The organism is Lapidilactobacillus luobeiensis (assembly GCF_024345205.1).
Classification (GTDB): Bacteria; Bacillota; Bacilli; order Lactobacillales; family Lactobacillaceae; genus Lapidilactobacillus; species Lapidilactobacillus luobeiensis.
On sequence record NZ_BROC01000001.1, the window covers coordinates 18,542 to 31,527 of the forward strand.

Annotated in this window: 9 protein-coding genes; all 9 read left to right on the top strand. The window is 36.4% G+C overall.

Annotated features, from left to right (window positions below):
* Nucleotide 1 precedes the first annotated feature (1 nt).
* On the top strand, nucleotides 2–1,078 hold the full coding sequence (locus OCU21_RS00090) for a glycosyltransferase WbsX family protein (protein WP_261805475.1): 1,077 nt from the start codon (nucleotides 2–4) through the stop codon (nucleotides 1,076–1,078).
* Entirely contained in the window at nucleotides 1,068–2,171 is a 1,104-nt protein-coding gene (locus OCU21_RS00095; protein WP_261805476.1) for a glycosyltransferase WbsX family protein, read from the top strand. Before OCU21_RS00090 ends, OCU21_RS00095 begins: the two co-directional genes overlap by 11 nt.
* Nucleotides 2,161–3,423 (top strand): O-antigen ligase family protein, encoded by a 1,263-nt coding sequence (locus OCU21_RS00100; protein ID WP_261805477.1) that lies wholly within the window; start codon nucleotides 2,161–2,163, stop codon nucleotides 3,421–3,423. Before OCU21_RS00095 ends, OCU21_RS00100 begins: the two co-directional genes overlap by 11 nt.
* Nucleotides 3,401–4,462 carry a glycosyltransferase family 4 protein gene (locus tag OCU21_RS00105; protein ID WP_261805478.1) on the top strand — a complete coding sequence of 354 codons (1,062 nt, stop codon included), beginning with the start codon at nucleotides 3,401–3,403 and terminating at the stop codon, nucleotides 4,460–4,462. Before OCU21_RS00100 ends, OCU21_RS00105 begins: the two co-directional genes overlap by 23 nt.
* A gap of 194 nt (nucleotides 4,463–4,656) precedes the next feature.
* Complete coding sequence (locus OCU21_RS00110; protein WP_261805479.1) at nucleotides 4,657–5,793, top strand: polysaccharide pyruvyl transferase family protein; 1,137 nt, start codon at nucleotides 4,657–4,659, stop codon at nucleotides 5,791–5,793.
* Nucleotides 5,794–5,815: 22 nt separating this feature from the next.
* Nucleotides 5,816–7,279: a lipopolysaccharide biosynthesis protein gene (locus OCU21_RS00115; protein ID WP_261805480.1), complete on the top strand. Its 1,464-nt coding sequence runs from the start codon at nucleotides 5,816–5,818 to the stop codon at nucleotides 7,277–7,279.
* 37 nt (nucleotides 7,280–7,316) lie between these two features.
* Nucleotides 7,317–9,158 (top strand): thiamine pyrophosphate-binding protein, encoded by a 1,842-nt coding sequence (locus tag OCU21_RS00120; protein WP_261805481.1) that lies wholly within the window; start codon nucleotides 7,317–7,319, stop codon nucleotides 9,156–9,158.
* A gap of 195 nt (nucleotides 9,159–9,353) precedes the next feature.
* Nucleotides 9,354–10,460, top strand: a complete 1,107-nt coding sequence (locus OCU21_RS00125) for an NAD-dependent epimerase/dehydratase family protein (protein ID WP_261805482.1) — start codon at nucleotides 9,354–9,356, stop codon at nucleotides 10,458–10,460.
* A 900-nt stretch (nucleotides 10,461–11,360) separates the two neighbouring features.
* Complete coding sequence (locus OCU21_RS00130) at nucleotides 11,361–12,377, top strand: acyltransferase (RefSeq protein WP_261805483.1); 1,017 nt, start codon at nucleotides 11,361–11,363, stop codon at nucleotides 12,375–12,377.
* Nucleotides 12,378–12,986 lie beyond the last annotated feature (609 nt).

Genomic DNA, 12,986 nt, shown 5'->3' on the forward strand with positions numbered 1-12,986 from the left:
GATGAAGGTACTGGCGTATAATCTTCCAGCATATCACCAGATTCCGGAGAACGACAAATGGTGGGGTGAGGGATTTACAGAGTGGGACAATGTTAGAAGCGGTAAACCACTTTTTAAAGGACATATTCAACCTATGGTCCCCTATGGTGAATACTACTATGATCTTTCAAAAAAAGAAGATGTGGTTTATCAAGCCGAGTTGGCAAAACAATATGGCTTATCGGGATTTGTATATTATCACTATTGGTTTAATGGCAAGCTATTGCTTGAGAGGCCTGTGGAAATATATAGAGATTCTAAGGATACAGATTTTGACTATTGTTTGTGCTGGGCTAATGAACAGTGGGCTAAAACTTGGGATGGTAAAGATAACCAGATTTTGATGCCTCAAACGTTTGGCGGAAGAGAGGACTGGGAGAATCATCTTCAGTATTTTTTGACGTTTTTTAATGATAAGAGATATATTAAACGTGGAAACTGCCCTATGCTTTTTGTATATTCAGCAAGTAAGATTCCTCATTTTGATGAAATGATGGAATACTGGAATTCAAGAATTAAAGAATATGGATATGATAGTATATATCTCGTGGAGTTTATTAGTACGGTAAATCGAGATGCTATTAGTGAATATTCACAAGCAGTGACCGAGTTTGAGCCAATGTATTCAAATCGATTTGGTATAACTCCGATACAAAAATTATATAGGATAATATGTAAAAAACTAAAAACTACAGAATATCTTAGTTTTGATCAAATATGGACTAGTTTACTGAAAAGAAAAAGAATATATGGAAATAGAGAAATAATACAAAGTGCTTTTACTCAATGGGATAATACTCCACGTAAAGGAAAATCAGGATTAGTGCTCAAGGGTGGTTCACCTGAGAAATTCGAAAATTATTTTAGGCGACTTGCACACGGGAAACGTGTAAATGCATCAGGAGAGTATATGGTTATAAATGCTTGGAATGAGTGGGGGGAAGGGCCTGTTCTTGAGCCTTCAGAACAGTATGGGTATAAGTATTTGGAAGGATTACAAAGAGTTATAATGGAGTTAGAAAACGATTATGAAAAGTAAAATATTTGCGTTGTATCTGCCCCAGTATCATGAAACCCCTGAAAATGATGAATGGTGGGGTAAAGGCTATACTGATTGGGTTGCAGTAAAAACGGCCAAACCAAACTATATTGGGCATAATCAACCACGTCTGCCTTTAAATAATAATTATTATGATTTATTAGATGTCAATAATATCAGATGGCAAGCGAATTTAGCAAAAAAATATGGAATAGATGGATTTTGTATTTACCACTATTATTCAGCTGGAAAATTGCAAATGTATAGACCGGCAGAATTATTACTAAATGCAAAAGATATTGATATTGAATATTATTTTAGCTGGGCTAATCACGATTTTGCAAAGCAATGGTTTGGTGGTGATGGGCACTTATTAAGAAAGCAGGAATATGGAGATAAGGAAACGTGGATCGAGCATTACCGATATTTATCCAAATTCTTTAAAGATGATAGGTATCTAAAAATAGAAAAAAAACCGGTATTTGCTATTTATAATGTTTTTCATATCAAATGTTTTAATGAAATGATGTATGTTTGGGAACAATTAGCAAAAAAAGATGGATTTGATGGTCTTTATATTATTGGCACTAAATCAAACACTAATCTAAAATCTGTTGAGTTATTAGAGAATCAATGGATTAAGAAATCTTTTATTTTTGAGCCAATGAATTACAGGTCAAATGGTATAAATACAAGTGTGATGTATGCAACAAGAAGGAGAATAAAGACAGTACTAATTAGGGCTAATAATAAAATTAGACCTAATCATAGTATTCAAGAAAAGTATAGTATAAAAGCGGCGTATGAAGCAATACTAAATCGGAAAATGGATAAAAATGAAATATATGGTTTTTTTGTTGATTGGGATAACACGCCTAGATATAGATCGAAGTCTGTAACTTTTATTGGAGCATCGGTTGTATTATTTGAAAAGTATTTCGAAAAGATATATTCAAAAAGTTGTCGAGAGAATAAAGAGATAATTGTTATCAATGCTTGGAATGAATGGGGAGAGAGCTCCTATTTAGAACCTGATAAGTTGAATGGGTACGGATATTTGGAAGCAATTAAGAGTGTTGTCGATGAAACTTAAATATTCTACAGTAATAAAAGTGCTAATTTGGGTCCATTTCATAATGTGGATCCTTATTATTCCTATAACTGAATTTCAATTAATGCTATTCGGAAAAAAAATAATAACACTATTTACGTTAGGAGTTATTGAATTAATAATAAGCTTTTTTTTAATCATTATCCTTATATTGAGAAAAAAGATATATTTAAATTCCGTTTGCATACTAAGCATCAACTTTGTTTTAGTTATGATCTTTTTTTGGCTAATTGGATTTGCCATTAATGTGGATACACCACTTTATTGGAAGTTCTATTATATTTTTTATTGGATTATGCCTGTTGTATTAATAATTATCGGTTCTCAAATCAAATTTAACTTTAGACCAATATTAAAAGCAGTTGCAATAATGGCATTCATTAACGCTGTATTTGTTCTAGTACAACATTTTAGTAACAATTTAATTTGGCCCTTTGATGTTGATGATCTCGGAAATACGTTATTTTTTATATCTTCAGAGTATTATAATTCTGAGTTAGCGATAAGATGTCCTGGAATTTGCATGTCTGGATTAGATTCGGGCGCTCTAATGATTTTTGGAATGCTCTTTGTTATTGGCGAAAAAAAATTGAAAACATGGAAACGAGTATTATTAATTACTTTTTTTATTTATGCTACATGGTATACAGGGACAAGAAATATATATCTATTTTTAGGTTTTGTTATGGTCGGTATGCTTATTAATTATTGTTTTAAAGAAAAATACAAATTAAAGAAAAATTTAACAGTGCTTTATACTATATTCTCTTTTCTGACAGTGATTTTTATGCAGATAAATTTAGGATCGATTACTCAAAATGCCACAAGAAGTATAATTACTGATTTTACGAGTATGAATATTCGAATAATATCATGGAATAACGCTTTAAAATATTTCTCTTCGGGAAACATTTTCCAACAATTGTTTGGGCGTTCTATATGGCAATCAGCAGGATATCCATTGGTTTTGGATAACATGTATCTGGAATTATTGATTATGGTGGGTATTATAGGAATGTTATGTTTTTGTTTTTTTATTTTCAAACTATCCCTTGTTGCGATTAGAACAAAAGAAACTTCAATCATCCCATACTATTCGTATGTTTTGGGATTTTTTATTTATGGTACATTGAATGTCATTGGGAGTTTAAATTTAACGTTTTTGATGATATTTGGGCTTTATTTATCTCAACTAATTGGAAGTGAAAAGAATGAAAATCAACATTGTGATTAATGAGCCAATCAGATTGGCAAGTGGAGGATATAAGATAATATATCAATATGCCAATTTTCTGGTAAAAAATAATCACGAAGTTACGATATATTATCGATGCAGAAAAAACGTTTTATATTCGAATTATAAAATCCCTTTTTGGGCAAAAATGATAATTTCCAAGATTCTCATGTATCAGGGTGTGATTTGGTTCAACGTAGACAGAAGAATTAAAAGCAGAATCATAACAACAATAACGAATCAGAATATAGCTGATGGTGATGCTATTGTCGCGACTGCAGTAGACACGGCAGTCGAGGTCTGCGCTTTGAGTGCTACCAAGGGAAGAAAGTATTATTTTATTCAAGGCTTTGAGGATTGGGTTCTTGATGAAGCAGAGGTGCGAAAAACCTATTCTCTCGGTATGAACAATATAGTCATTGCTAAGTGGCTAAAGGTGATTGTGGATAATGAGTCAAAGAGAGAATCGCTTTATATACCCAATGGTATTGATAAAAAGATATTTTATGTCAAGAAACCAATAGAGTTAAGAAGATCGGCAACGGTGGCAATGCTGTATCATCCGCAACAGTATAAGGGCTCTGCGGAGGCGATAGAGGCACTCAAGCGAGTCAAGGAGGTTCATGACTCGCTTCATGTTGAGATGTTCGGAATTGCCGATCAGCCTATTGATCTACCAGAGTGGATAAGCTATACAAAAAGTGCTACTCAGGAACAATTATTGAACATATATAATAGTTCGTCAATTTTTTTGTGCGCCAGTCATGCGGAGGGGTTTGGGCTAACAGGGGCCGAAAGTATTTTTTGTGGTTGTGCCTTGGTGACGACAGATACTCTGGGTGTTAGGGAATACGCCGATGAGAATAATTCATTAATTTGTAAGCCGTCAGATGTTGAAGCATTGACAAGGGCCATTTGCTTTTTTATTGAGAATAATGAATTCAGAATAAAGATCGCAAGACGTGGATGTAATTCCGTGACCCCCCTCTTGGATTATGATAAGGCGTGCCAAAGTTTTGAGACTGCTTTAAGTAATTGACTTGTGGAAAGAGCCGACAAAGCAAAGTCAAAGCGTGATTATTGTTTTAAAAGAGCAAATTCAATAAACTAAGAAAACTGGGATTGTAATCTTTGTATAGAGAGAATTTTGGCTCAACACTGTAATTGTATTTAACTTATTCCTTTATCAAATTCTTTTAAAAAAATTACCCAATATATGGATGACGAGGAAAAATGAACAATAATATGAATATTGCAATTCTTACACTTTATCACGGGAATACGAATTACGGTGCACTCCTACAGGCCTATGCCTTGCAGAAAGCCTTGTCAGATTTGGAGGTTGGAGCGAAGCAAATTAGCTATGAACTCAGTTCTGGATATCCATCACGTAAAAGGCGTTTTTCGGCAAATCAATTGATACCAAGGGTTTCGAATAAAATCAAACGAATTCTTTGGAACCGAAAAAGAAAAAAGCGAGATATAATAATACAACAATTTGCAGATGAAATTCCACATACGGAACTTGTTACTGCTGATACAATTGCACAGCTAAATGAGCAATTCGATTTATTTGTCTGTGGCAGTGACCAGATTTGGAACCCTATTGGTTGGCAGCCAACGTTATTTCTTGATTTTGTTACCACCGGCAACAAGAAGGTTAGCTATGCAGCTAGTATGGCTCGAAATGATTTGTCAGAATCAGAGAAGGCGTATGCTACAAGATACTTGACAGATTTTTACGCGATTTCGGTACGAGAGGAACGTTCTGCAGAGATCTTAAACGATATTCTTTTGGACAAAAAAGTGAAAATTGTTCCCGATCCTGTTTTTTTGCTCCCTGCGCAGGAATGGGAGAAAATGGCAACGCCAAATCAGACGACGCAGCCTTTTGTATTTGTTTACTTACTGGGAGACAATATCTCACATCGCGAACAGGCCAAGCGCTTTGCATTGGAAAATCATCTTGTGATGCAGTATATTCCGTATTTGAATTTTAAAGCGTTTGAATGGGATAATAGAAATACAACTTTGTTTGCGGAGAATCAATCGGTTGAAAGTTTTCTGGAGTTGATTTACGATGCAAAAGTTGTAATTACGGACTCATTTCACGCAGCCGCTTTTTCCATGATTTTTGGTACGCGTGTGTTTGTTCTTAAGCGCTTTCGAGAAGGTGATCCAAATTCAATGAATTCTCGACTTGAATCGTTGATGAAGACCTTTTATCTTACAGATAACTTGGCAGAGGTATTACCACAAACACTGCAAGAAATAAAGCCACAAGCCAAAACAGCTATGAATATTTTACAGAAAATGCGGGCGAGTGGTGTAGGTTACCTCAGAAGTAATTGTATATCTAATAATAAGTAGTCAGTGTGGGTGGTTGTAATAATTGGAGAAAATAAAGATAAAAAAATATATAATAAAGTATAATAGTCTTCCGACACCAATAAAGGCTTCTTTTTGGTTTCTGATTTGCGCTTTTTTACAACGAGGAATTTCCGTTATAACTACACCTATTTTTACACGTTTGCTTACAACTGCCGAATATGGTGAGTATAATGTGTTTAATTCTTGGATGGGCATCGTCTCTGTATTTGTAACCGTAAACCTATTTTCTGGTGTCTTTACACAGGGACTCGTTAAGTTTGAGGACAAGAAGAACCAGTTTGCCTCTTCCTTACAAGGACTATGCTTAACCCTCTGTGTGGTGTGGACAGTTATCTATCTGTTGTTCCATAATTTTTGGAACCAGTTGTTCACATTAACTACCGTGCAAATGTTGGCAATGCTTTGCATGATTTGGGCAACAGCGGTATTCAACTTTTGGTCGGTATATGAAAGAGTTGACTTTAAGTATAAAAGGCTGGTAATTGTTTCCGTTGCTGTTTCATTATCGAAGCCGGTACTTGGGGTCATATTCGTCCTACTGGCGAAAGATAAGGTAACTGCGAGAATCCTAGGATTGGCGCTTGTTGAGTTGATTGCCTATACCTGGATGTTTATCTCGCAAATCCGGCGAGGGAAAAGATTCTTTGATAAAAAATTCTGGCTATATGCGCTTGCATTCAATTTACCGCTGATACCGCATTATCTTTCGATGACTGTTCTGAACAGTTCAGATCGGATTATGATTAACAGCATGGTTGGTCCGGATGCAGCAGGTATATACAGTCTGGCTTACTCTGTTTCACAAATCATGACGATTTTCAATATCTCGCTAATGCAGACGATTGAGCCGTGGCTTTACAAAAAAATCAAGTCAAGACGGATAGGCGATATGGCCTTGATTGCTTATCCGACTTTTGGCTTGATTGCGGCAGTAAACATCATACTGATTGCACTCGCACCCGAAATTGTTTCAATATTCGCACCCGCTTCTTACTATGATGCTATTTGGGTGATCCCACCGGTTGCGATGAGTGTTTACTTTACGTTTGCATATACCTTTTTTGCTGTTTTTGAGTTTTACTACGAAAAAACAAAATATATTGCCGCCGCAACAACTTTCGGTGCAATACTTAATATTGTTCTGAACTATATCTTTATTCCAATTTTCGGGTACTACGCTGCAGGCTATACAACACTTGTGTGTTTTATTATATTTGCAATCTATCATTTTTATTTCATGAAAAAGATTTGCAAGACTGAATTTGACGGTGCTTCCCCGTATAGCACAAAAATACTTCTGATTATTACTGGCATATTTATGCTTCTGGGTTTCTCTCTTCTGCTGACATACAGAAATGTGATTCTTAGATACGGAATTATTCTTATCCTATGTGTTGCTCTGTTCGTAAAGCGAAAAGAACTTATCAAACAGGTCAAAAGAATTATTAGCATTAAAAAGTCATAGCCAAGGAGTCATAGAATATCAACTGGAGGAAAATTTCATGGGAAAATATTACAGTAGTGAAAAGAATGTACAAATGCTGATTGCCCTGATGAAAGCAAGTAATGTGAGAAAGGTTGTGGTTAGCCCCGGGGCGACTAATGTGTGTTTTGTTGGAAGCATACAGAATGATTCTTATTTTACATTATACTCATGCGTGGACGAGCGTTCTGCAGCCTATATGGCTTGTGGGTTGGCCGCCGAAAGTGGAGAGCCAGTGGCTTTAAGTTGCACTGGCGCAACGGCATCACGGAATTATTATCCGGCACTGACAGAGGCATATTATCGCGGGCTTCCTGTCCTCGCAATTACTTCATCCCAGCATTCAGGGAGGATTGGTAGTTACACTCCGCAAGTTACAGATCGAGTTGTCTTGCCAAATGATGTTGTTGTTTGTAGTGTTCAAGCGGAGATACCTGTCACTTCTGAGGATGAATGGGCAGTGAATGTTTCATTAAATCGTGCCCTGATTGCATTACGGAAAAATGGTGGTGGTCCGGTACATATCAATTTAATAACGGGCTATAGTAAAGACTTCAGCATCAAGACGCTACCGTCTACTCGAGTGATTCGTCATATTGGTTATCATAATGCGCTTCCGAAATTAAAAAAAGGAAGAGTGGGTGTTTATGTTGGTGCTCATGAAAAATGGAATGAAAGTCTTACGTCTGCAATAAATAGCTTCTGCAAAGCCTATGGAGCAGTTGTACTCTGCGACCATGCCAGTAACTATAAGGGCGAATTTAAGGTAGAGCCAAGTCTCGTCTGCAGTCAGACACAGTATGATTCACCATGCCGAACAATGGATGTGATGATTTATATTGGATATGTAACCGGTGCACAGATGGGAATGAAGCCCAATGAAGTTTGGCGGGTAAACCCAGATGGTATTATTCGTGATCATATGCATAAGACCACATACGTGTTTCAAATGGAGGAAGAAGATTTTTTCAAGGCATACGAAAGAATGGGAAGAAATACTGTTGAGGAAGGTTCGACAACAACGGTAATGCTGGAACAATTAGATGGTATAGAACCGGATAACGAAAACGGCTTGAGTATAAACAATGACAAAACACCAACTTTACAGGAGACATACTTAGAGCAGTGGCAGCGTGAGTGTAATCATATTGCAAAAAAAGTACCTGAGCTTCCATTTTCTAATGCATGGCTTGCGCAGCAAACATCATCTAAACTACCTGAGGGCAGTGTACTACATCTTGGTATTTTGAACAGTTTGCGTACATGGAACCTGTTTGAAATACCTGATAATGTTTGCTCGTATTCTAATACGGGCGGGTTTGGAATCGATGGAGACGTATCTTCTCTGCTGGGTGCAAGTTTAGCGCACCCCAATACGCTATATTTTGGTGTTGTTGGCGATCTGGCGTTTTTCTACGATATGAATGTTTTGGGCAATCGCTTCTTTGGTAAGAATGTTCGCTTGCTGCTTGTAAATAATGGGCGAGGCACAGAGTTCCGTAATTATATGCATCTGGCTGCGCGATTTGGAGAGGATGCCGATCCATATATGGCAGCTGCTGGACATTTTGGTAGGCAATCACGTGAGCTGGTGAAACACTATGCTCAAGATTTAGGGTTTGAGTATATGACGGCATCTGGAAAAGATGAGTATTTGATGAATCTGCCACGCTTCTTGACGAACCAGATAACGGATAAACCAATGCTGTTTGAGGTATTCACAGACAGTGCGAATGAAAGTCAGGTTCTTGAAATTCTATATAATCTAGAGGTAAACACAAAAGGTGCGGCAAAACATGCGGTCAAGAGGATCATTGGTGAGAAGGGTGTCACAGCACTGAAAAGTATTATCAAGAGGTGACTAATGAATTTAGCAGTCTGAAGATATACAATGCAAGAAAACTTAGGGGGTTGTGCCAGGTCATGATCAAAAATGTTGAGGAACCTATTGCTGACGATATCAGTTATGTGATCGGTAATAGTTGGACCATTATCTGTGAGCGCGACAGAAATGGCTATTTTCCTCTGTCGGCTAATAATAGAAGGAGAAACGGTCATGAAAATCTTGCTTTTAGGTGGAACAGGCGCGATGGGCACACCGCTTGCTAGGAAACTGGCGACGCGCGGAAATGAGGTCTATGTGACAACTCGCATCGTAAGAACATCAGAAATAAGCAATTTGTACTTTGTCCAGGGCAATGCCCATGACGCTGTGTTTTTGCAAGAGATGCTCGAAATGGGGAAGTTTGACGCGATTATTGACTTTATGGTGTATCAACCCAGTGAATTTAGGGCGCGGGTAGAGTCCTTGCTCAGTAAGACTGGGCACTATTTATTCCTTAGCTCCAGCCGCGTTTATGCGGATTCAGAAACACCCCTGAACGAGGACTCACCTCGCTTATTAGATGTATGCCAAGATGCTGCATATCTGTCTACGGATGAATACGCGCTTGCAAAAGCCAGGGAAGAGAACATGTTGTTTGAGTCAAAGCAAACAAACTGGACAATTATTCGGCCCTACATTACTTACAACACTGATCGTCTCCAGCTTGGTACATTGGAAAAAGATATCTGGTTATGGCGTGCATTGCATGGGCAAAGCATCCCATTTCCCCAAGATGTTGCCTCACACAGGACTACTCTGACTTATGGTGCCGATGTAGCAGAGGCAATGGCGCGACTACCTGGAAATCCCTTGGCCATGACACAGGCCGTGCACCTGACAGGAACTGAGTCAATAACGTGGCAGGAAGTAAAAGATATTTACTGTAGCGTATTAGAACGAAAAACGGGCAACAGGCCAAAACTTTGGCAGCCGATGACCAGCGACAAAATCATAAAGACGATTGATAACGAATATCAGACTAAATATGATCGTTTATTCGACAGAACTTTTGACAACAGCAAGATGCTCTCTCTTTGCGGGGAAGATTTACGTCTTACATCTGTGCACTCTGGTCTCACCAGTTGCTTAGAAAACTTTATCAATAATCCTCGCTGGAGAATACCAGAACCAAAAGTGCAAGCTCGTTTTGATTCATTTACAGGAGAAACAACATCACTCTCATCATTTCCAACCACAAAAGCAAAAATCAAATACCTGGGGTGGCATACTATGCCGTGGGCAATGGCTGACATTAAAAATATTTTGAGTAAGGAATAGGATGCTTTTGAACTTCTTTTTACCTCATCACTGTGGGTATTTTATTATTGTATATTTGCTTATGAGTAACTGATTATTGTATCCGTAAAGGACCAACCGTATTCGATTTTCTTATGTTCTTCACAAAATAGTAAAGAAAATGATGGGGCTGATTTGTTGGTTTTGATTGGTTTTCGTCTAAGCTTACGTTAATTAATCAAATATTTCAACTGGGGAATCAATGGCAAAAACTGTCGGTGAAGGTGACGTTGTAGCACGTTCCGGACTATCCTACGGTGATTCTGGAGCTGGTGTGAGGTTACCAATGTGTTGTTGAAGAGTGGTTTTGGGCGAGAAGTACTATGTGCGCTGGTGAATGTGAGAATGTTGATGCAATAATCAATATCGGAGTAATAACATCTCAGAACGCACATAAAGGTGTATGTTATGGGGCTTAAAACCTTCTTATTCAGCACTGGTACGGCTGGTGCAACAGTCAATGTGATTCTGTTTAGTATCCTTAAACATGTAGGATGAATAATATTGATTCGACGCAATATCCAACTTCTGTCAGGTTTGAAATATCGAAATACCTAAATGAGCGAAAATACGCCGATTTAGAATCCTATTTGTCGTAGAATTAGAAAAACGAGAATAACCATTCAAAAATTATGAAAAAGCAGAGATGCCTTTGTGACAACGGCTTGAAAATCTCTGTTTTTTATTGAGCTAAACACTATTTTGTTGGGAATTCACGATTTAATTTGCATAGAAAGAGTCAGAATATTCCAGCACTCCGACATGAAGTGACTGGAATTGAACGAAATGGATTGGTTAAGCACACCGCGTACAATGTATAATTGAGTTTTTATTTTTTTAAATATCAATTATAATAAAACTATCACAAACAGGAGGCCTATCATGTACACAAGAACAAAATGGGATAATTTAAGGTTTATTTCTTTGTTGGCTGTAGTTGTTATTCATGTATCGGCATTAGTTATAATTAATTCTGATAATGAATTAAACCTATGGCCCTTATTTTTAAATCAATTTAGTAGGTTTTCGGTGCCTGCTTTTTTGGTGGCTTCAGGATATGGTTTAATTGTTTCAAAAAAAGATAAGCAAAGTTATTTAGAGTATATTAAAGGTCGGTTTAATAAAATTGGTATTATCTTTTTGATTGCTTCAATTTTCTATTATTTAGTTTTCTCAAAACAACCTTTTTCCATTTTATCAATTGATGGAATTGCAACCATCCTGACCGGTAATGCATACTATCATTTATATTATATTGTTCTTCTCTTTATTTTTTACTTGATTTTTCCACTCTTATCAAGAATGGTTCGGCGTACTCCCAAAATGATGCTCTTTATCTTTTTCACATTACAACTGGTTTCACAATTTCTTGGTATTATTGGAATCATTACTTTTTATAAGTATAATATTTTCAATTCAATTTTTTATTTTGTGTTAGGTATATATTTGGCAATCACGCAACAGAGCTTTAAGAGAAATATAAGATTATTCTACGTTTTGTTGGTAGTGAGTTTTATACTCTTGATTTCTTTTAATTATATATACTATTCATTAACACATAATATATCACTTGCAACAACCACAATGAATCCTGTTGTGACCATTTTTGCTACCAGTTTTATTATCACATTTTTGAACTCGAATTTTGATTTTACTAACTATTTAAAGGCTGATATTTCCTATTATATTTATCTAGTACATCCACTTTTTATTTCGGTATTTTCTAAATTAATCGGATTACTTGACATCAATATAGATAATGTCTTTAGTTTTTTTATTCTACTTGTCTTTGTGCTTTTGAGTAGTTTCTTATTTTCATGGGTGATTAAACAACTAATGAGTATCTCAACCAGTCTATTGAGAAGGGCTAGAAGCTTAGTAAAAGTGAAGAAGGAGTAAATTGAATAACTAATTTGCCTAACTGTAATCCCATCATATTGGAAAAGTAGTTAAGCCTTAATAATTATAGCTTTCTAACCTAGTAATGAAATAATTCTATTGTGTTAAAAAATAATTTCTTGCACAACTAAACTAGTAAGGAGCTTTTTACGTCTACTTTATATAGAGAAATTCTGGATAATGGCGGGAAATAGCGATATTTAACTTTCAATTCCTACTTAAAGATTAGTTATCATTCGATTAAAAATAGATCTTAAGAAAGTTCTGAGCTTGATAATAAGCATTCAGCCAAATTGCGGATTATGTTTCCATCTCAGATTATCTATAACTATTTCGTTATATTTCTATGATATTTTTTATGAAAAAAAGAAGCAAGAAATCGTTCGCTTTCGGATAGATGTCAAGGGCGGTTTTGAAATGCAGGTTGGGCCTGCATTTCAAAATCGCTCTCGACAGCCGCCCCCATTTCTTACGTTTTTCTAAACATAGTAAAGAAAATGATAGGACGAAGGGGGATTTGTTGATTTTGATAGGTTTTCTTCTATACTAACGTTAATCAATCAATTAAACTGATTGATTTAGTGGATCGATGGAAACCGAGGTAATCAC